Annotated in this window: 18 protein-coding genes; 5 read left to right on the top strand and 13 right to left on the bottom strand. The window is 72.5% G+C overall.

Features of this window, described 5'->3' with window-relative positions; all coding sequences use genetic code 11:
• Positions 1-45 precede the first annotated feature (45 nt).
• Positions 46-564: a bacterioferritin gene (bfr, locus tag TNCT6_RS23120; RefSeq protein ID WP_141361684.1), complete on the top strand. Its 519-nt coding sequence runs from the start codon at positions 46-48 to the stop codon at positions 562-564.
• A gap of 21 nt (positions 565-585) precedes the next feature.
• Here bfr and TNCT6_RS23115 read toward each other — a convergent pair whose 3' ends face one another.
• From TNCT6_RS23115 to TNCT6_RS23105, 3 genes are all read right to left on the bottom strand, one after another.
• Entirely contained in the window at positions 586-846 is a 261-nt protein-coding gene (locus TNCT6_RS23115; protein WP_141361682.1) for a bacterioferritin-associated ferredoxin, read from the bottom strand.
• Between the two features lie 165 nt (positions 847-1,011).
• Positions 1,012-2,364, bottom strand: a complete 1,353-nt coding sequence (locus TNCT6_RS23110; RefSeq protein ID WP_141361680.1) for a class II 3-deoxy-7-phosphoheptulonate synthase — start codon at positions 2,362-2,364, stop codon at positions 1,012-1,014.
• Between the two features lie 96 nt (positions 2,365-2,460).
• Positions 2,461-3,609 (bottom strand): glycoside hydrolase domain-containing protein, encoded by a 1,149-nt coding sequence (locus TNCT6_RS23105; RefSeq protein ID WP_253266203.1) that lies wholly within the window; start codon positions 3,607-3,609, stop codon positions 2,461-2,463.
• Between the two features lie 468 nt (positions 3,610-4,077).
• Here TNCT6_RS23105 and TNCT6_RS23100 point away from each other — a divergent pair, with 468 nt between their 5' ends.
• Entirely contained in the window at positions 4,078-6,000 is a 1,923-nt protein-coding gene (locus tag TNCT6_RS23100; RefSeq protein WP_141361676.1) for an anthranilate synthase family protein, read from the top strand.
• A 79-nt stretch (positions 6,001-6,079) separates the two neighbouring features.
• Here the strand turns inward: TNCT6_RS23100 and TNCT6_RS23095 are convergent, their stop codons facing one another.
• From TNCT6_RS23095 to TNCT6_RS23080, 4 genes are all read right to left on the bottom strand, one after another.
• Positions 6,080-7,108 carry a 6-phosphofructokinase gene (locus tag TNCT6_RS23095; RefSeq protein WP_141361674.1) on the bottom strand — a complete coding sequence of 343 codons (1,029 nt, stop codon included), beginning with the start codon at positions 7,106-7,108 and terminating at the stop codon, positions 6,080-6,082.
• A gap of 154 nt (positions 7,109-7,262) precedes the next feature.
• Positions 7,263-7,940, bottom strand: coding sequence for a response regulator transcription factor (locus TNCT6_RS23090; protein WP_141361672.1), 678 nt, complete (start codon positions 7,938-7,940; stop codon positions 7,263-7,265).
• On the bottom strand, positions 7,937-9,226 hold the full coding sequence (gene macS, locus TNCT6_RS23085) for a MacS family sensor histidine kinase (protein ID WP_141361670.1): 1,290 nt from the start codon (positions 9,224-9,226) through the stop codon (positions 7,937-7,939). The genes TNCT6_RS23090 and macS overlap by 4 nt, the downstream gene beginning before the upstream one ends.
• A 22-nt stretch (positions 9,227-9,248) precedes the next feature.
• On the bottom strand, positions 9,249-10,043 hold the full coding sequence (locus TNCT6_RS23080; protein WP_141366742.1) for a 1-acyl-sn-glycerol-3-phosphate acyltransferase: 795 nt from the start codon (positions 10,041-10,043) through the stop codon (positions 9,249-9,251).
• A gap of 146 nt (positions 10,044-10,189) precedes the next feature.
• Here TNCT6_RS23080 and TNCT6_RS23075 point away from each other — a divergent pair, with 146 nt between their 5' ends.
• Both TNCT6_RS23075 and TNCT6_RS23070 read left to right on the top strand, forming a co-directional pair.
• Entirely contained in the window at positions 10,190-10,969 is a 780-nt protein-coding gene (locus tag TNCT6_RS23075) for a carboxylesterase (protein WP_141361668.1), read from the top strand.
• Entirely contained in the window at positions 10,962-11,723 is a 762-nt protein-coding gene (locus TNCT6_RS23070) for a hypothetical protein (protein ID WP_141361666.1), read from the top strand. Before TNCT6_RS23075 ends, TNCT6_RS23070 begins: the two co-directional genes overlap by 8 nt.
• A 303-nt stretch (positions 11,724-12,026) precedes the next feature.
• On the opposite strand, the gene TNCT6_RS23065 is transcribed toward TNCT6_RS23070, so the two are convergent.
• From TNCT6_RS23065 to TNCT6_RS23040, 6 genes are all read right to left on the bottom strand, one after another.
• Positions 12,027-12,785: an endonuclease/exonuclease/phosphatase family protein gene (locus TNCT6_RS23065; RefSeq protein ID WP_141361664.1), complete on the bottom strand. Its 759-nt coding sequence runs from the start codon at positions 12,783-12,785 to the stop codon at positions 12,027-12,029.
• Positions 12,786-12,873: 88 nt separating this feature from the next.
• Positions 12,874-13,827 (bottom strand): ROK family glucokinase, encoded by a 954-nt coding sequence (locus TNCT6_RS23060; RefSeq protein ID WP_141361662.1) that lies wholly within the window; start codon positions 13,825-13,827, stop codon positions 12,874-12,876.
• Between the two features lie 101 nt (positions 13,828-13,928).
• The gene (locus tag TNCT6_RS23055; protein WP_141361660.1) at positions 13,929-14,510 is read right to left on the bottom strand and encodes a DUF5304 domain-containing protein; all 582 of its coding nucleotides are present in this window, start codon (positions 14,508-14,510) and stop codon (positions 13,929-13,931) included.
• A gap of 57 nt (positions 14,511-14,567) precedes the next feature.
• Positions 14,568-15,737, bottom strand: a complete 1,170-nt coding sequence (locus tag TNCT6_RS23050; RefSeq protein ID WP_141361658.1) for an ArsA family ATPase — start codon at positions 15,735-15,737, stop codon at positions 14,568-14,570.
• A gap of 161 nt (positions 15,738-15,898) precedes the next feature.
• Positions 15,899-16,342 (bottom strand): SRPBCC family protein, encoded by a 444-nt coding sequence (locus TNCT6_RS23045; protein WP_141361656.1) that lies wholly within the window; start codon positions 16,340-16,342, stop codon positions 15,899-15,901.
• Positions 16,343-16,487: 145 nt separating this feature from the next.
• On the bottom strand, positions 16,488-17,285 hold the full coding sequence (locus TNCT6_RS23040; protein ID WP_141361654.1) for a metallophosphoesterase: 798 nt from the start codon (positions 17,283-17,285) through the stop codon (positions 16,488-16,490).
• Positions 17,286-17,526: 241 nt separating this feature from the next.
• Here TNCT6_RS23040 and TNCT6_RS23035 point away from each other — a divergent pair, with 241 nt between their 5' ends.
• The gene (locus tag TNCT6_RS23035; protein ID WP_141361652.1) at positions 17,527-19,323 is read left to right on the top strand and encodes a long-chain fatty acid--CoA ligase; all 1,797 of its coding nucleotides are present in this window, start codon (positions 17,527-17,529) and stop codon (positions 19,321-19,323) included.
• Positions 19,324-19,330: the final 7 nt, after the last annotated feature.

Here is a 19,330-nt window from a genome sequence, read left to right as displayed (position 1 = left end):
ATGCGCGAGATCGGCCCAGAGACGTCCGGAAGGAGCCCCGCCGCCATGCAAGGCGACCCCGAGGTGATCGAACTGCTCAACGAGCAGCTGACCGCCGAGCTCACCGCGATCAACCAGTACTTCCTGCACTCCAAGATCCAGGACCACAAGGGCTGGACGAAGCTCGCCAAGTACACCCGCGACGAGTCGTTCGACGAGATGCGGCACGCGGAGCTCCTGACCGACCGGATCCTGCTGCTGGACGGCCTGCCGAACTATCAGCGCCTCTTCCACGTCCAGGTCGGGCAGACGGTGGCCGAGATGTTCCGGGCCGACCGGCAGATCGAGGTCGAGGCCATCGACCGGCTGCGCCGGGGCGTGGACCTGATGCGCGACAAGAACGACATCACGTCGGCGAACATCTTCGAGGCGATCCTCGCCGACGAGGAGCACCACATCGACTACCTGGACACCCAGCTGGAGCTGGTCGACAAGCTGGGTGAGGCGCTCTACCTCTCGACCGTGGTCGAGCAGAGCCAGCCGGACCCGTCGGGCCCCGGAACGCACGGCTTCTCCAGCCCCTGAGGCGGCCGGCGGCCTTGACACCTAGGCGGCGTCGCCCAGTTCCTTCGGGCTCGCGCCGGAAGCCCCGCCCGTGAGCGGCGCGAGCGCCGGGCCGCCCTGGTCGATCAGCTCGCGCCGCGGGCAGGTGCCGCGGCCGAGCAGCGCCTGGATGCGGCGTACGCACCCGCCGCAGTCCGTGCCCGCCTTGCAGGCGGAGGCGATCTTGCGGGGCGTGCAGGCGCCGTTGTCCGCGTGCTGCTTGACCTGCTGCTCGGTGACACCGAAGCAACTGCACACGTACACGCGGTTCACCTCCCGCCGGGATCGGTTCCATGGTGCCGTCCCGACTTCTCGGTGAGGCAAACCTAACCTTACTCACCGCACGAATGCCCGAAAAGGGGATGGGGCGCGGATCCCATGTGATCCGCGCCCCACTTCACGTTCACGCTCCCGCGAGGGGCGCGCGCCTCACTGGTCCCGGTACATCTCCGCGACCAGGAACGCCAGGTCCAGGGACTGGCTGCGGTTCAGACGCGGGTCGCAGGCCGTCTCGTAGCGCTGGTGCAGGTCGTCGACGAAGATCTCGTCCCCGCCGCCGACGCACTCGGTGACGTCGTCGCCGGTCAGCTCCACATGGATGCCGCCGGGGTGCGTGCCGAGCCCCTTGTGCACCTCGAAGAAGCCCTTGACCTCGTCGAGCACATCGTCGAAGCGGCGGGTCTTGTGACCGGAGGCAGCCTCGAAGGTGTTGCCGTGCATCGGGTCGGTCACCCAGGCCACCACCGCGCCCGAGGCCGTGACCTTCTCCACCAGCTCGGGGAGCCGGTCGCGGATCTTGTCGGCGCCCATGCGGACGATGAACGTCAGCCGGCCCGGCTCCCGCTCGGGGTCGAGGCGGTCGATGTACCGCAGCGCTTCCTCGGGCGTGGTCGTCGGGCCCAGCTTGACGCCGATCGGGTTGCGGATGCGCGAGGCGAACTCGATGTGCGCGTGGTCCAGCTGCCGGGTGCGCTCGCCGATCCACACCATGTGCCCGGAGACGTCGTACAGCTGCCCGGTGCGCGAGTCGACGCGGGTCAGCGCCGATTCGTAGTCGAGCAGCAGCGCCTCGTGCGAGGAGAAGAACTCGACGGTCTTGAACTCCTCCGGGTCCGTGCCGCAGGCCCGCATGAAGTTCAGCGCGTTGTCGATCTCGCGCGCGAGCTGCTCGTAGCGCTGGCCGGACGGGGAGGACTTCACGAAGTCCTGGTTCCAGGCGTGCACCTGGCGCAGGTCGGCGTAGCCGCCGGTGGTGAAGGCGCGCACCAGGTTCAGCGTGGAGGCGGACGTGTGGTACATCCGCTTCAGCCGCTCGGGGTCCGGGACCCGGGCGGCCTCGGTGAAGTCGAAGCCGTTGACGGAGTCGCCGCGGTAGGTCGGCAGGGTCACGCCGTCGCGGGTCTCGGTCGGCTTGGAGCGCGGCTTGGAGTACTGGCCGGCGATCCGGCCGACCTTGACCACCGGCACCGAGGCGGCGTACGTCAGCACGGCGCCCATCTGGAGCAGGGTCTTGAGCTTGTTGCGGATGTGGTCGGCGGACACCGCGTCGAACGCCTCGGCGCAGTCGCCGCCCTGGAGGAGGAACGCCTCTCCCTTGGCGACGGCCGCCATCCGGGCGCGCAGCTGGTCGCACTCGCCCGCGAAGACGAGCGGCGGATACGACTCGAGGTCCGCGATCACTGCGCGCAGAGCCTCGGTGTCGGGGTACTCGGGCTGCTGCGCCGCGGGCAGGTCTCGCCAGGTGTTGCCAGCGCTCGCGCTGGTCTTAGCGTTCACGGTCACCCCACCAAGATTACGGGGTCGCCCGGCGGGTCCCTTCCTCCGTTCATCCAATGAGACGGACGGCGCCCGGTGGCGGGACGTCCCGCCCGGCGCCGTTCAGTCGCCGGTGCCGACGTCCAGCTGGTCCCGGTCGATGTTGATGGTCACCGCGCCGTACGTCTCGGTCCTGTTGCCCGCGTACTGGTGGATGCGCTGGTGACCGGCCCACAGGTCGGCCGGGATGGCGGTGTGGAGGGTGGTGTTCTCGTCGTTCCAGTGCGCGAAGTGGATCACGTCGGGCAGGGTGACCTTCCCGGCGTTGCCGACCAGGTCGGCGACCAGGGACGAGACGCTGCCGTACGCGCCGGACCGGTAGCCCAGCTCGTGCAGCCGCTCGGTCCAAGCCTCCAGATAGCCGAGTACGCGCTTGGTGAGGGTGCCGCCCGTCGCGTACTGCTCCAGGTCGTTGTAGAGCACCGCCCCCTTGGCGAAGCCGAGCGCCACCGCCTGGGCGGCCGCGTCCTCCGCGGCCTCCTTGCCCTGCGGCACCGGATCGGTGATCGACGCGCAGGAGTTCTGGCAGCTGCCGGCGCCGGAGGAGGGCTGCGGGCCGACGTAGAGCGGGAAGAAGCGCCACCCGTTCGCGTACTGCGTGCGCACCCACTCGGCGGTCAGCCTCGCCTGGGCGCAGGCGCGGTTGACCCCGCCGATGTAGACGCCGACGGCCCGGTACGGCGAGCCGGTCCTCCAGGCGTTCATGGCCGTCCGGCTCGGCGCGGTGCAGGTGTCGAAGCCCCTGCCCTGGTACGCGGTCGCGTCGGCGGGCACGGCGCCCGCGGCCGGCGCCCGGGCGGGCCCCGCGGCGCGTGCGGTGGCGACGGGCAGTCCGGCGCTGCGCAGCACCCGCTGGATCTCCGCGCGGTCCTCGCCGTACGGAGCCGTGATGGAGATTCCCTCGTTGGTGGCGGTCGCCCGGTAGACGCGGGACGTGCGGTCCTCGGTCACCGAGGCCTTCGCCGCCACCGCGGGCTGCACCCAGAGGACCTCGGTGCGCCCGACGGCACGGGCCGGGCAGTCCTGGTGCTCGCCGGGGGTGCCGAGGTAGACGGCGTGCCGGTCGAAGCGGACGCAGGCGGTCGGCTCCTGGTCGAGGTCGACGACGGGCCAGCCGGCCGGGACGGTGAACGTGTGACCGCGGTAACTGACGGTCTTCGTGGCGTCGTCGGCCGCCGGCCGGGCGGCGGCCGGCGCGGCAGCGGCGAGCACCGCGCAGGCGCTCAGCGCGCTCAGCGCACGCCTCGTACGGAGGCGGGGCCGTGCCGGGTGGGGCGATCGTGGTGCGGGAATGGCGTACTCCTCGGTCGGGCACGAGCGCGCGGCGAACGCCGGGGCCCGAGCGGCACACGGTCGACGCGGACCGTCCTTCCACCCCGCGCGGCCGCCGGAAACCGGCCTGTGCTGCGTACGGGCGACACGGCCGCCGAGGGCCGGACGGGGCCGCGCGGCGGCCCGATGCGGTAGGGTGCCGGGCATGTTCGCGCACTCGACCCAGAACCAGAACTGGTGGTGGACCGCTCCTCCGGCGGCCCGCTGACTGCGCGTATCCCACACTTCGCGAAGGCCGCCCGAGGGGCGGCCTTCGGCGTTTCCGGCGCCTTGGCCGTTCCTCACCGACATCAACCGGCATCGACCGGCATCGACCGGCATCGACCGGCATCGACGGAAGAGGAACCCATGGACCTGGCACGGCTGCTGCACGACCCCCGCCCGTTCGCCCTGCTGCGCCGCCGTACCCCGGGGCACGACCAGGACCTGGTCGAGGTGCTGCTCGGCCCGGTGACCGCCCGCGACCACCTGGCCGACCTGCCCGACGAGGGCCTGGCGCTCGTACCGTTCCGGCAGATCCGCGAGCGCGGCTTCGACGTCCGGGACGACGGCACCCCGCTACTGGTGCTGACGCCCGAGGAGACGGGCACGGTCCCGCTCGCCGAGGCCCTGGCGCAGCTCCCCGCGCACCAGGTGCGTGTGGAGGGCGGCGGCTTCGACGTCGGCGACGAGGAGTACGCGGAGATCGTCGGGCGGGTGCTGCGCGAGGAGATCGGCGCGGGCGAGGGCGCGAACTTCGTGATCCGTAGGACGTACGAGGGGGAGGTCCCGGGCTTCGGGCGGGCCGACGCGCTGGCGCTGTTCCGGCGGCTGCTGGAGGGCGAGCGGGGGGCGTACTGGACGTTCGTCGTGCATACCGCGGACCGGACCCTGGTCGGCGCCAGCCCCGAGGTGCACGTGCGCATGTCCGGCGGGACGGTCGTGATGAACCCGATCAGCGGGACGTACCGCTACCCGGCCGAGGGGCCGACGCCCGAGCACCTGCTGGGTTTCCTCGCCGACGGCAAGGAGATCGAGGAGCTGTCGATGGTCGTCGACGAGGAGCTCAAGATGATGTGCACCGTCGGCGACATGGGCGGGGTGGTCGTCGGCCCGCGTCTGAAGGAGATGGCGCACCTCGCGCACACCGAGTACGAGTTGCGCGGCCGGTCCTCCCTGGACGTGCGCGAGGTGCTCAAGGAGACCATGTTCGCCGCGACCGTCACCGGGTCGCCGGTGCAGAACGCCTGCCGGGTCATCGAACGCCACGAGACCGGCGGGCGCGGCTACTACGCCGGTGCCCTCGCCCTCCTCGGCCGCGACTCCGGCGGCGCCCAGACCCTGGACTCCCCCATCCTCATCCGCACCGCCGACATCGACGCCCGTGGCCGGCTGCGCGTGCCGGTCGGCGCCACCCTCGTCCGCGGCTCGGACCCGGCGGGCGAGGTCGCCGAGACGCACGCGAAGGCGGCGGGCGTGCTGGCGGCGCTGGGCGTACGGCCCGCACGGCCGCGCGCGGAGCGGTCCCGGCCCCGGCTCGCCGACGACCCCCGGGTGCGGGCGGCGCTGGACGGGCGGCGCGCGATGCTCGCGCCGTTCTGGCTGCGGATGCAGAACGGGGTCTCCGCCGCACGGGCGCAGTCGGAGGCAGGGGAAGGCGCTCCGGGGCTCACCGGGCACACCCTGGTCGTGGACGGCGAGGACACCTTCACCGCGATGCTCGCGCACGTGCTGCGGTCGTCGGGGCTGACCGTCACCGTGCGCCGCTACGACGAGCCCGGACTGCGCGCGGCCGTGCTCGCGCACCAGGGGCCGGTCGTCCTGGGCCCGGGTCCCGGCGACCCGTGCGATCCGGACGACCCGAAGATGCGGCTGCTGCGGGCGCTGACCGCGGAAGTGCTCACCGGGCACCGGCACGGCGTTCTCGGGGTCTGCCTCGGACACGAGCTGATCGCGGCCGAACTCGGCCTGGACATCGTCCGCAAGGAAGTGCCCCACCAGGGCGCCCAGACCGGGATCGACCTGTTCGGCCGGGCCGAGACCGTGGGCTTCTACAACAGCTACGTGGCGCGCTGCGACGACGAGGCGCACGCCGAGCTGTCCGCGCACGGAATCGAGGTCAGCCGGAGCGCGTCCGGTGAGGTGCACGCGTTGCGCTCCGCGAGGTTCGCGTCGGTGCAGTTCCACCCCGAGTCCGTGCTGACGCTGAACGGCCAGGCGATCGTCCGCGCGCTGCTGGCCGAGCAGTTGAGCGGCGCCGGCACGCACTGCGAGCCGCGGCCCGTCCGGTAACCGGGTACGCGCGCACCGAGGGCGCCGCCGGTCAGGTCGGCGGCGCCCTCGGCGCGGTCCGCGGGAGGCCGGTGGCGGGTCAGCCGAAGAAGACCCCGACCTCCTCGTACCGCTTCGGGTCGACCGTCTTCAGCTTGACGGTGGCCTCCGCGATCGGGACGCGAACGATGTCGGTGCCGCGCAGGGCGACCATCTTGCCGAAGTCGCCGTCGCGGACGCAGTCGATGGCGTGCAGCCCGAACCGGGTGGCCAGCCAGCGGTCGAAGGCGCTGGGCGTGCCGCCGCGCTGGATGTGGCCGAGGACGGTGGTCCGGGCCTCCTTGCCGGTGCGCGCCTCGATCTCCTTGGCCAGCCACTCGCCGACCCCGGACAGCCGCACGTGCCCGAAGGAGTCGAGCGAGGCGTCCTTCAGGACCATGTCGCCGTCCTTGGGCATGGCGCCCTCGGCGACGACGACGATCGGGGCGTACGACGCCTTGAAGCGGGAGGTGATCCAGGCGCACACCTGGTCGACGTCGAAACGCTGCTCGGGGATGAGGATGACGTTCGCGCCGCCGGCGAGGCCGGAGTGCAGGGCGATCCAGCCGGCGTGACGGCCCATCACCTCGCAGACCAGGACCCGCATATGGGACTCGGCGGTGGTGTGCAGCCGGTCGATCGCCTCGGTGGCGATGCCGACCGCGGTGTCGAAGCCGAAGGTGTAGTCGGTGGCCGACAGGTCGTTGTCGATGGTCTTGGGCACGCCCACGCAGGGCACGCCGTACTCGTCGCTCAGCCGCGCGGCCACGCCGAGGGTGTCCTCGCCGCCGATCGCGACGAGCGCCTCGACCTCCTGCTTGGCGAGATTGTCCTTGATCCGCCGGATGCCGTCCTCCTGCTTGAGGGGGTTGGTCCGCGAGGAGCCGAGGATGGTGCCGCCGCGGGGCAGGATGCCGCGCACCGCGGGGATGTCGAGACGGATGGCGTCGTTCTCCAGTGGGCCCCGCCAGCCGTCCCGGAAGCCGACGAAGTCATAGCCGTACTCCTGCACGCCCTTGCGGACGATGCCCCGGATGACGGCGTTGAGCCCGGGGCAGTCGCCGCCTCCGGTCAGTACTCCGACCCGCATGGAAAAGTCCCTTCGCCGCGGTTGCCTGGTGAAGGTCACGCTAATGGTGACGCACATCACTTCGGCATGGGGCGGAGAGTCAATTCCACTGAATTGTCGGGTAGTTGATCAAGGCGAATCCACTCGAAAGGGTGGTTGCCGCGCGTACGCGGCTTTACTCGCCGTCGAGCCCGCGCTCGATGGCGTACCGCACCAGCTCCACCCGGTTGTGCAACTGGAGCTTGCCCAGGGTGTTCTGCACGTGGTTCTGGACCGTGCGGTGGGAGATCACCAGGCGCTCGGCGATCTGCTTGTAGCTCAGGCCCTTGGCGACCAGCCGCAGCACCTCGGTCTCGCGGTCGGTGAGCCGGGGCGCCTTCGGCTCACCGGCGTCCGCGGCGGGCGCGGGCTCGGCGGCCAGCCGCCGGTACTCGCCGAGCACCAGGCCCGCGAGCCCCGGTGTGAACACCGGGTCGCCCACGGCCGTGCGGCGCACCGCGTCCAGCAGTTCCCGGGTCGAGGCCGACTTCAGCAGGTAGCCCGTCGCGCCCGACTTCACGGCCTCCAGCACATCGGCGTGCTCACCGCTCGCGGACAGCACCAGCACGCGCAACGCCGGGTTGGCGCCGACGAGTTCCTTGCAGACCTGGACCCCGGGCTTCGCGGGCAGGTTCAGGTCGAGCACGAGCACGTCGGGCGCGGCGGCCCGGGCGCGGCGCACCGCCTGCTCGCCGTCGCCCGCGGTGGCGACCACCTCGAAGCCGGACTCGGCCAGGTCACGGGCCACGGCGTCGCGCCACATCGGGTGGTCGTCGACCACCATCACCTTGATCGGGCCCTGCTCCGCGCTCATCGGCTCTCCGCCTTCCCCCGTGTCCACGGCGCGCCCTTCGCGCTCTTCGTGTTCTCGCTGTCGTTCGTGGTGTTCGTGTTCTTGGGCACGTTCAGTTCGACCTCCGTGCCCTGGCCAGGCACCGAGATCAGCTCGGCGGTGCCGCCGATGTCGCGCAGCCGGCCCCGGATCGACAGGGCCACACCGAGCCGGCCCTCGCCCTCGGCCTGGGCGAGCCGCCCCTCGGGGATGCCCGGACCGTCGTCCCGCACGGTCACGATCACCGACTCCGGCTCGTCCTCGACCAGGATCCAGGCCCGCGCGTCCTCGCCCGCGTGCCGGCGGACGTTGTCCAGGGCGGCCCCGACGGCGGCGGCCACCTCGTGGGCGGCGGCGGGCCGCAGCAGCACCGGGGCGCCCGGTTCGGCGAGGCTGATCCGGGCGCCGGCGTACGGGGCGAGCAGCGCGCGCAGATCCACGGGCCCGTCGGCGGCGTCGTCCGTGTCCTCGTCGACGGTCCGGACGACCGCGCCCCCGGCCGTGTCTCCGGACATGTCCCTCGACGCCCCGGGGAGCGGGACCAGCCCGCCGGAGACCAGGGTGCGCAGCGCCACCTCCTGCTCGCCCGCCAGCCGGCCCAGTTCGGCGGCCTCGCCCCCGATGACCGCGCCACGCCGCTGCACCATGGCCAGCACCTGGAGCACGCCGTCGTGGATGTCCCGGGCCAGGCGCTCCCGTTCACGGGTGGCCGCCTCGATCTCCAGGGCGCGGGCGAGGGTGCGTTCGGAAGCGCGGGCGACCTCGACGACGTAGCCGATGGCGATGGAGGCGACCCAGACCAGGATCACGTTGTGCACGGTGTCGCGGGCCGGGGCGCCGCGCTCGACCAGGTTGGCGAGGGCGACCGCGGTGGAGGCGAAGGCGGCCCAGCGCCAGCCGCCCTTGACGGCGAAGGCGAGGACGGAGCCGGCGGTCCAGATCGACGGCAGGGTCGGGCCGCCGTCCGCGATCCGCGCCTGGGTGTCGGCGACGGGGGTGAGGAGGATGCCGGTCAGCGCCAGGGCGAGGTCGGCGGCCAGGAAGCGCTTGGTGCAGCTCGCGGCGTTCGCGACCTTGGGCAGCGTGGCCAGGGTCCACACGGACAGCACGCAGTAGTAGGCGATGGCGACCCAGGGGCGCGGGAACCGGCCGTAGCCGGTGGTGAACAGGCCGACCGCGTAGAGCATGGTCAGCACCCGGTATCCGGCGAGCGCGCGCCACAGCGGCTGCTCGACCGACATCCTCATCACGCGTTGCCGCTTCGGCATGTCCCCCCCTTGGCGGTTCGCCCTACTCCGCCTGCTTCTCCTTCTCGGCCTCTTCCGTCCCGGCCGGTCCGGGCGACGCCTTCGCCGCCTTCCGGGCCTCGTCGGCCGTCTTTCCCGCCGCCTTCCCCGCTTCCTTCCCGGCCTTGGCCGCCTCCGCGATCTGCCGCTTGGCCGCGGTCGCGTAGATGTCGACGTACTCCTGGCCGGAAAGGTTCATGATCTCGTACATGACCTCGTCCGTCACCGCCCGCAGCACGAAACGGTCGTGCGCGAGGCCCCGGTAGCGGCTGAAGTCCAGCGGCTTGCCGATGCGTATGCCCGGGCGCATCAGCTTGGGCACGACCTTCCCGGGAGGCTGGATCTTCTCCGTGTCGATCATGGCGACCGGGATGACGGGCGCTCCGGTGGCCAGGGCGACGCGGGCCAGGCCGCCCGGCTTGCCTCGGTAGAGGCGGCCGTCGGGCGAACGGGTGCCCTCCGGGTAGATGCCGAACAGCTCGCCTCGCTCCAGCACCTCTATGCCGCTCTTCACCGCCGCCTCACCCGCGCCGCGCGACCCGGAGCGGTCCACGGGCAGCTGGCCCACGCCCTTGAAGAACGCGGCCGTCAGCCGGCCCTTCACGCCCGGCGTGGTGAAGTACTCGGCCTTGGCGATGAAGGTGACCTTGCGGTGGAGCACCGAAGGCAGGAAGAAGGAGTCCGAGAAGGACAGGTGATTGCTCGCCAGTATGGCGGGGCCCTCGGCCGGGATGTTCTCCATGCCTTCCACCCAGGGCCGGAAGGCGAGCTTCAGCGGCCCCCCGATGGCGACCTTCATCGTGCCGTAGAACAACCGAGTGCCTTCCTGTGTGTGTCGATCAGACGATACCGCCGGGTACGACCCGTGGGACCGACGGCCCTGGTCGGTGTCAGTGCGGTCGCGTACGGTGAAGTACCTGCAATCGACGACCACAGGAGAGCAACGTGCCGGTGCTCCCCGGAGCCGAGCCGTTCCGCCACGAGGGCGGGGAGGTCGGCGTCCTCCTCTGCCACGGCTTCACCGGTTCCCCCCAGTCCCTGCGCCCCTGGGGGCGGTACCTCGCCGAGCGCGGTCTGACCGTCTCGCTCCCGCTGCTGCCCGGGCACGGCACGCGCTGGGAGGACATGCAGCTCACGGGCTGGCCGGACTGGTACGCGGAGGTGGACCGCGAGCTGCGTGTCCTGCGCGAGTCCTGCACGCGGGTGTTCGTGGCCGGACTGTCCATGGGCGGCGCGCTGGCGCTGCGGCTGGCCGCCCGGCACGGGGACGCGCTCGCGGGCGTCGTGGTCGTCAACCCGGCCAACAAGGTGCACGGACTGTCCGCGTACGCCCTGCCGGTGGCCCGCCATGTCGTACGGACCACGAAGGGCATCGCGAGCGACATCGCGCTGGAGGGCGCCGCCGAGCTGGGGTACGACCGGGTGCCGCTGCACGCCGCGCACTCGCTCAGGAACTTCTTCCGGATGGTCGACGGCGAGCTGCCGCAGGTCACCCAGCCGCTGCTGCTTCTGCGCAGCCCGCAGGACCACGTGGTGCCGCCGGTCGACTCGGCCCGGATCCTCGGCCGGGTCTCCTCCACGGACGTCACGGAGGTCCTGCTGGAACACAGCTACCACGTCGCGACGTTGGACCACGACGCGGACCGGATCTTCGATGAGAGCTACGCCTTCATCGGCCGGCTCGCACCCAGTGTCGGCAAGGAAGGGACGACCGCAGGTGGCTGAGCACGACTCCGACCGCGAGGACCTCGACGGCCGCGAGCCGGTGGAACCGGCCGAACCGGTCACGCCGGCCGGCCCCGTCGGGCCGGCGGATGCCGTCGGGCCGACCGAGCAGCGCGCCGAGCCCGGTGTGCCCGCCGGGAAGGAAGGCGTCGCCTTCGACGAGGCGGCCGCGTGGGCGGCGATCGTCGCCGGGTACGGCGCGGAGCCGCCGGACCCGCCGGGCTCCAGGCCGTTCCGGCCGATCGAGGACCTGGCGCTGCCGCCGGACCCCGGGACGCCCGACGAGAAGCTGTGGAAGGAGAGGAAGGACGGCAGGGCCGAGGACGCCCAGGGCGACACGAACGACGAGAGCGGCAAGAACGGCGAGGGCGGGGGGAGCACGGAGGGCCCGTCCGGCCGGCTGGGCAGCTCGGTGTCCTTCGCTCCCGGTGTCGGAAAGTCCGGTGCGGGGCCGCGCGACTACTCGCTCGCCGAACCGTCCGACGAAGACTTCGAGGAGGGCGACGAGGGCCACTTCGTCCCGCCGGAGCCGCCCCCGCTGCCGTCCGCCGACCCGACCGCGAAGTTCGCCTGGCTCGCGGTGATCGGCGGGCCCGTCCTGCTCCTGCTGGCCGTCCTGCTCGGCTGGGACATGACGTGGTGGCTGACCATACTCGGCATCGGCGGCTTCCTGGGCGGCTTCGCGACGCTGGTGATGCGTATGAAGCCGGGCGACGACGACGAGGACGACCCGGGCCGCGGGGCGGTGGTCTGAGCCCGGGGCCGACCGGCCGACCGGACGTCGGCCCCGCGCACCGGACCCCGGTCCTGCAGCCGGCTTCCGGTCACAGCACCAGTGCTGTGACCGGGAAGGTTTGCCGGGAAGCTCGCGGCGTCCGGTGCTGGGGGCACCTCCCACGCCCTTCAGGCAGTGGGGGAGCATCGCAAGGCGGAGCATTGCCCGCGTACTGGATGTACTCGGGTGATGCGACAACGCGGCGTGGGGGTACCCCCGGCCGAAGGCTGGGGGAGTGCCGTGCCGGGCGTCGCGAGCCGGTGAACCCTTCCGGTCACAGCACTAGGCAAGCGCCGGGACCCTGAGGGCGGCCAGCACCGGCAGGTGGTCCGTGGCCGCCCTCAGGTCCGCCTCCGTCACGCCGGGCCGGCCGAGGGGCACCCCGCAGCCGAGGACCTCGACGCCGCGGGTGGCGAAGACCGCGTCGATGCGCCGGTGCGGATCGGCGGACGTCCAGGTGTCCTCCGCGCCCCAGGGGGCGGTGGCCCAGCCGTCCTGGAGCGAGCCGGCCAGCCGCCGGAACGCCGGCCCGTCCGGCCGCTCGTTGAGGTCGCCGCCCGCCACCGCGTGTTCCACACCCATCCCCGCCAGCCGGTCCAAAAGCACACCGGCCTGCTCGTACCGCTCGTCCGCGTCGAGCGAGAGGTGGCAGCTGACGACGCCGAGCCGGGCGCCCCCGAACCGGACGACCGCCGTCGCGAGGCCCCGCCGGTGCAGTCCGGGGGTGAGCGGCAGCAGTACGTCCTCGGTGCGCTCCACGACGGCCCGGAGCGAGCAGAGGATCGCCGGGCCCGCGGCCGTCGCGCCGCCGGTGAGGATGACCAGGTCGGCGGCCGCCGCGAGCCGGGCCAGCTTCTTGCGCCAGCGGAAGAAGCGCGGCGCCTCCTGCACGAGGACGAGATCGGGCGCACAGGCGCGGATCACCCGGGCCAGCGCCTCGGTGTCGTCCCGCATCGACCGGATGTTGTGGCTCAGGACGCGGATGACGGCGGAACCATCGGGCTCCGTACGGGAGTTGGGCAGCAGCATGACGATCAACATACGCCGCGGCCGTGTCGGAGCGGGTACGGCGACGCCCACCGGTCCCGGCCGGACGGGGACGGTGGGCGCGCTCGGGGTGCGACCGGCATTACATGATCGGGTCGGGCTCCCGGGCGAGGTCCGCGGCGCCCACCAGACCTGCCTCGTTGCCGAGCTGGGCGGCGAGGACGTCGGCGACCGGGCGCCAGTTGCCGCCGACCAGCCAGCGCTTGTAGGACTTGCGGATCGGATCCAGGACCAGCTCGCCCTCGTCGGAGAGACCGCCGCCGACGATGAACGCGGACGGGTCGAACAGCGAGGCCAGGTCGGCCAGGCCGGCGCCCACCCAGCGCGCCAGCTCACGGTAGGAGTCGACGGCCACCGGACAGCCCTGGCGGGCGGCCATGGAGATGTGCTTGCCCTCGATGCCGTCGGGGGTGCCGTCACCGAGGGCGAGCAGCACCTCCGCGCTCTCGGGGGCGGCGTTGGCGCGCTGCTTGGCGTACCGCACCAGGGCGCGTCCGGAGGCGTACTGCTCCCAGCAGCCCTGCGAGCCGCAGCCGCACAGCAGGCCGTCCGGGACCATCCGGATGTGGCCGAACTCGGCGGCCACGCCGAAGTGGCCGCGGCGCAGCTTGTTGCCGATGACGATGCCGCCGCCCAGGCCGGTGCCGAGCGTGATGCAGATGACGTTGCGGTGGCCCTTGCCGGCGCCGAACTTGTACTCGCCCCAGGCCGCGGCGTTGGCGTCGTTCTCCACGACGACCGGCAGGCCGACGCGCGCCTCGACCTCCTCCTTCAGCGGCTCGTTGCGCCAGTCGATGTTGGGCGCGAAGTAGACCGTGGAGCGCTGCCGGTTGACGTATCCGGCGGCGCCGATGCCCACACCGACGATCTCGTGCCCCGCGCGTGCGCCCTCCACCGCCGAGGCGATGGCGTCCACGATGGCCTCGGGCGTACTGGGGGTCGGCACCTTGAAGGTCGAGAGGATGTTGCCTTCCTCGTCGACCACGCCGGCCGCGATCTTCGTGCCGCCGATGTCGACGCCGATGGTGAGTCCCATGAATCCCTCAGTTCCGGTCGAGCCCCGCTACGGCCAACCGTACCCGAGGCCCTGCCGTCGGATTCGCGTCGTCCGGACGCTGATCCAAGTCGTCCGGCCGGTCAGTCCAAGTCGATGCGCTCGCCGCCGCCGGTGCCCTCACCGGGGTCGCGGCGGTCGTCGGAGCCGGTGTCCGGCTCGCCGGGTTCGTCCCGCGGGGACCCGCCCGTGCCTGACGACGTCCAGCGGTGCTCCTGGGACTCGACGGCCGAGCGGTACGCGGCGAGGAGTTCGCCGCCGGCCGCCGCCAGATGTTCGAAGACCTCGGGGTTGCGCTCCACGACCGGCTCGACGGCCGCCTTGGCCTGCTGGACCATCTGCCGCACCACCTGCTCGGCAGCGGGTCCGGCGAGCGCGCCGAGCAGCGGTGCCTGGAGCGACGACAGCCTGTCGGCGACGGTGTCGACGAACTTGCGCAGTTCCTCGGCGGCCGAGCCCGGCGGCGGGCCGTACCGCTCGCGGCGGCGGGCCTGCTCCGCGGCGAGGTCCTCGGCACAGGCCGTGGACCAGGCGTCGGCGTCCGTGGCGCGCCGCTCCCCCGGCTTCTCGGCTTCGCTCGAACGGGGGGTGTCCCCACGGCCGCCGGGCTCCTCCTGAGCGGCGTCGTCCCGAGCGGCGTCGGACGGTGGGCGCTCTTCGCTCATGGCGGACTCCTGACTACGGTTCGTCCCTACGACGTTACCCGAACGGGGGTACGCGGTTCATCTCTCGCGGGGCCACAGCGCGGGGTCCGGCGCGAACCGGATCCGCAGCTCGCCGTCGCGCAGGGCGGCCCCGTCGACGGTGCACCGGCGCAGGGCCGAGGGCAGCGGTACGACACGGCGGAACGGCCCGGCGGTGACCGCGAGTTCGTCGCCGAGCCGGATGAGGTCCAGTTCCTCGCGTATGGCGCCGGGCAGCGGGATGTGCCACACGAGGACCCCGTCCTCGGTGAGCCGGTCGGTCACGGGCCACTCGACCGGCGCGCTCGCCGGGTTCGCGCCGGGCACGGCGAGGGCGGCGAGATCGTCCAGGCCGCGCGGGTCCCGCCCCAGGTGGGCGGCCGGATGGACGGCGTACGTCTCCCGCCACTCGTCGAGGGTCTTGCGCTGCTGTGCGACCGGACCGGCCAGCCAGGAGTCCGCGGCGGCCTCCGGCAGGACCCGGCCGGCGACCAGGCACTCCACGGCCAGTCCGCGCACGGCCAGGCCCAGGGCGGCGCTGCGGACGGCGTCGGCGCCGGCCGGGCCGGGCTCGGCGACCAGGCGTACGCGGGTGGCGCGGTCGGCGAGGACCGCGGCCACGGCGGCGAGTTCGACGTCCCAGCGTGCCGCCGTCTCGTACAGCCACTCGGCCGGCATGGGGACACCGGCGAGGCGGCCGAGCACCGGCCGCAGGGCGCGGGCCGCCTGCCGCTCGGGCGGGAGCAGCCGGCGCAGATAGCGGCGCAGTTCCTCGGGCAGCGCGAGCAGGGCGAGTGCCTGCGGCGCCGGGGGCAGGTCGACGACCAGCAGTTCGAACCGCTCCGACAGGGCCGCGTCGCGCAGCGCGCGCAGCAGGGCGAGTTCCTCGGCGCCCGGCAGCGGCGTGACCTCCTCGGTGTCCAGGCGGGAGGCCCCGAGAAGGTCCAGTACGTTGCCCGCGCGGTCCTGGAAGGCGGTGAGGTCGGCCCGGAAGCCGGCCGCCGCGTCGGGGCGCCAGGCGGTCAGCCGCGGCGCGACGGGCACCGGCTCCGCACCCGTCGGCACCCCGAGCGCCGCGCCGAGGGAGTCCGTTCGGTCGGCGCTGAGCACGAGGGTGTCGACGCCGTCACGGGCGGCGGTCAGGGCGGTGGCGGCGGAAACGGTCGTACGGCCGCTGCCGCCCGGGCCCGTGATCAGGAGGGTGCGCATGACGTTGAACGGTAGCTGGCTTTGACGTCCCGGTCGCCCACGGGCGCCCTCCGCCGGTGTCGGCGGCGCGCCCTCCGGCTCCGTCGCGCCGGCGCCCGGCGACGCGTGTCGCGGGTGGGCCCGCGCCGTCGGTCCGGGACCGCCCGCGGGCCGGGCGGGCCTTACTTCTCGCCCGACTCCACGCGCTTCTTCAGGCCCGCGAGGGCGCGGTCGATGATGACCTTCTCGGCCTTGCGCTTGATCATGCCGAGCATGGGGATCTTGACGTCGACGGTGAGGCGGTAGGTCACCTCGGTGGCGTACACGCCCGCGGGCCTGAGGACGTAGGAGCCGTCCAGGGAGCGCAGCATCTGGGACTTCACCAGGGTCCAGGAGACCTCGTGGTCACCGGTCCAGGTGTACGCGAGGGTCTGGTCGTCCTTGATGGCGCCCGCGTCCATGACCAGGCGGACCTGATGGGCACGGCCCTGGCCGTCGGTCTTGAGGACCTCGGCCTCCTTCACCTCGCCGGTCCAGTCGGGGTAGCGGGCGAAGTCGGCGATCACCTCCATGACCTCGGCCGGTGGCGCCTCGATCGTGATGCTCGAGCTGGTGTGTTCCGCCATCGCCGTGGCTCCTCCAGATGCGGGCCGGTAGTGCGGCCGGGTGAGGCCGGGGGTGCGCTCCTCGTGCGCACGTGTGTGCAGCGTGAAGGCTACCGCGCGGCCGACCGCCGGACTCCACCCCCACCTGCGCGATCGGCCGGAATGCTCACCATTCGAGCACCCAGGGCCGGCCGCTCCCGGCGAAGTGCCCCACGTTCACGCATTCGGTCGCGCCGATCCTCATCCGCCGGACCAGCGGCTGGTGGACATGGCCGAAGAGGGCGTACCGGGGCCGGGTGCGGCGGATGGCCTCCAGCAGGGCCCGGCTGCCCCGTTCGAAGCGGCGCGCGACGGTGTCGTAGACGAGTTCCGGCACCTCGGGCGGGATGTGCGTGCACAGCACGTCGACCTCGCCGACCGCCTCGATCTTCGCCGCGTACTCCTCGTCGCCGATCTCGAACGGGGTGCGCATGGGCGTGCGCAGGCCGCCGCCGACGAAGCCGAAGACACGGCCGCCGATCTCCACCCGCTGCCCGTCGAGCACGGTGGTGCCCTCGCGGGCGTACTCCTGCCACAGGGCCGGCATGTCGACGTTGCCGTAGGTGGCGTACGTCGGGGTGGGGAACACGGCGAAGAGTTCCGCGTACTGCTTGCGCACCGCCTGCTCCATCACCGTGGCCCGGTCGCCGTCGATGCCCGCCCACAGCCGGGCGCCGAACTCGCGTGCTTCGGTGAAGCGGCGGGCGGTGCGCAGCGCGACGATGCGGTCGGCGTTCTCCACGCCGAACAGGTCGGGGAAGATCCCGCGCGAGTGGTCGGCGTAGTCGAGGAACAGGATCAGGTCGCCGAGGCACACCAGGGCGTCGGCGCCCTCTCCGGCTCGGGCCAGGTCGCGCGCGTTGCCGTGCACGTCGCTGACCACATGGATACGTGTTCTGCCGTGACGGGCCGGTGTGGGTGCCATGACGATCAAGCGTAGGCGGGCGTGGCATACGTGAACAGTGGCGGCCGGAAACGGCGTTACTGGCCGGTCATTCGGCGGGTCGACTACTGTGCGCAGGGGAACATCGATCCGTGTGACGCAGCGAACATCTCGCCGGGTCCCCCTGTCGAAGAAGCATACCGACGGGTAACGTCCGGCCCGTCCAGTCGTTTCTGGATTTCAACAACGTCGTGGCGCCGGCGCCCTATGAGGAGCAGCAGTCTTGCGCGAGTTCAGCCTTCCGGCTCTGTACGAGGTCCCTGCGGACGGGAATCTGACCGACATCGTCCGCAGAAACGCCGCGCAGCATCCCGACGTCGCCGTCATCGCGCGCAAGGTGGACGGCGCCTGGCGGGACGTCACGGCACGGGCCTTCCTCGCCGAGGTGCACGCCGCAGCCAAGGGGCTGATCGCCTCCGGCATCCAGCCCGGCGACCGGGTGGGCCTGATGTCCCGTACGCGCTACGAGTGGACGCTGCTGGACTTCGCGATCTGGAGCGCGGGCGCGATCACCGTGCCGGTGTACGAGACCAGTTCGCCGGAGCAGGTGCGGTGGATCCTCGGCGACTCGGGCGCGACCGCCTGCGTCGTGGAGCTGGACCAGCACGCCGCCGCCGTCGACGCGGTGCGCGACACGCTGCCCGCGCTGAAGAACGTCTGGCAGATCGAGGACGGCGCGATCGAGGAGCTCGGCCGGGCCGGGCGGGACATCAGCGACGCCATGGTGGAGGAGCGCGGCTCGCTGGCGAAGGCCGACGACCCGGCGACCATCGTGTACACCAGCGGCACGACCGGCCGCCCCAAGGGCTGCGTGCTCACCCACCGCGCCTTCTTCGCCGAGTGCGGCAACGTCGTGGAGCGGCTGCGCCCCCTGTTCCGCACGGGCGAGTGCTCGGTGCTGCTCTTCCTGCCGCTGGCGCACGTCTTCGGCCGGCTGGTCCAGGTCGCCCCGATGATGGCGCCGATCAAGCTGGGCTGCGTCCCGGACATCAAGAACCTCACCGACGAGCTGGCCGCGTTCCGCCCCACGCTGATCCTCGGTGTCCCGCGGGTCTTCGAGAAGGTCTACAACGGGGCGCGCGCCAAGGCGCAGGGGGACGGCAAGGGCCGGATCTTCGACAAGGCGGCCGACACGGCGATCGCCTACAGCAAGGAGCTGGACAGCCCCTCGGGCCCCTCGCTCGGGCTGCGGATCAAGCACAAGGTGTTCGACAAGCTGGTCTACGGCAAGCTGCGCGCGGTGCTCGGCGGGCGCGGCGAGTACGCCATCTCCGGCGGCGCCCCGCTCGGCGAGCGCCTCGGGCACTTCTACCGCGGTATCGGCTTCACGGTCCTGGAGGGCTACGGCCTGACCGAGTCCTGCGCGGCGACCGCCTTCAACCCCTGGGACCGGCAGAAGATCGGCACGGTCGGCCAGCCGCTGCCCGGCTCGGTGATCCGCATCGCCGACGACGGGGAGGTGCTGCTGCACGGCGAGCACCTGTTCAAGGAGTACTGGAACAACCCCGGCGCGACCCGGGAGGCGCTGGCCGACGGCTGGTTCCACACCGGTGACATCGGCACCCTCGACGAGGACGGCTACCTCCGGATCACCGGCCGCAAGAAGGAGATCATCGTCACCGCCGGCGGCAAGAACGTCGCCCCGGCCGTGATCGAGGACCGTATCCGGGCGCACGCGCTGGTCGCGGAGTGCATGGTGGTGGGCGACGGGCGGCCGTTCGTCGGCGCGCTGGTCACCCTCGACGAGGAGTTCCTGCGCCGCTGGTGCGCCGAGCACGGCAAGCCGGCCGACTCCACGGCGCAGACGCTGCGCGACGACCCGGACCTGAACGCGGCGATCCAGGCGGCGGTCGACGACGGCAACGCCGCGGTGTCGAAGGCGGAGTCGGTGCGCAAGTTCCGCATCCTGCCCTCCCAGCTCACGGAGAACTCGGGTCACCTCACCCCGTCGCTGAAGCTCAAGCGGAACGTGGTGGCGCAGGACTTCGCGGACGAGATCGAGACGCTCTACGCCAAGTAGCGCGCCG

It is taken from the genome of Streptomyces sp. 6-11-2, assembly GCF_006540305.1.
In the GTDB taxonomy this organism is placed as follows: domain Bacteria; phylum Actinomycetota; class Actinomycetes; order Streptomycetales; family Streptomycetaceae; genus Streptomyces.
Note: the sequence above shows the minus strand (reverse complement) of the source record. Positions and strands in the feature narration are given on the sequence as shown.

Excerpts from the sequence above, each read along its gene's own strand:
- macS (WP_141361670.1), bottom strand. The coding sequence starts at position 9,226 with ATGCCGAAGCGGCAACGCGTGATGAGGATGTCGGTCGAGCAGCCGCTG.
- TNCT6_RS23060 (WP_141361662.1), bottom strand. The coding sequence starts at position 13,827 with ATGGGACTCACCATCGGCGTCGACATCGGCGGCACGAAGATCGCGGCC.
- TNCT6_RS23055 (WP_141361660.1), bottom strand. The coding sequence starts at position 14,510 with ATGAGCGAAGAGCGCCCACCGTCCGACGCCGCTCGGGACGACGCCGCT.
- TNCT6_RS23100 (WP_141361676.1), top strand. The coding sequence starts at position 4,078 with ATGGACCTGGCACGGCTGCTGCACGACCCCCGCCCGTTCGCCCTGCTG.
- TNCT6_RS23080 (WP_141366742.1), bottom strand. The coding sequence starts at position 10,043 with ATGAAGGTCGCCATCGGGGGGCCGCTGAAGCTCGCCTTCCGGCCCTGG.
- TNCT6_RS23050 (WP_141361658.1), bottom strand. The coding sequence starts at position 15,737 with ATGCGCACCCTCCTGATCACGGGCCCGGGCGGCAGCGGCCGTACGACC.
- TNCT6_RS23045 (WP_141361656.1), bottom strand. The coding sequence starts at position 16,342 with ATGGCGGAACACACCAGCTCGAGCATCACGATCGAGGCGCCACCGGCC.
- TNCT6_RS23095 (WP_141361674.1), bottom strand. The coding sequence starts at position 7,108 with ATGCGGGTCGGAGTACTGACCGGAGGCGGCGACTGCCCCGGGCTCAAC.
- TNCT6_RS23040 (WP_141361654.1), bottom strand. The coding sequence starts at position 17,285 with ATGGCACCCACACCGGCCCGTCACGGCAGAACACGTATCCATGTGGTC.
- TNCT6_RS23090 (WP_141361672.1), bottom strand. The coding sequence starts at position 7,940 with ATGAGCGCGGAGCAGGGCCCGATCAAGGTGATGGTGGTCGACGACCAC.
- TNCT6_RS23065 (WP_141361664.1), bottom strand. The coding sequence starts at position 12,785 with ATGTTGATCGTCATGCTGCTGCCCAACTCCCGTACGGAGCCCGATGGT.
- bfr (WP_141361684.1), top strand. The coding sequence starts at position 46 with ATGCAAGGCGACCCCGAGGTGATCGAACTGCTCAACGAGCAGCTGACC.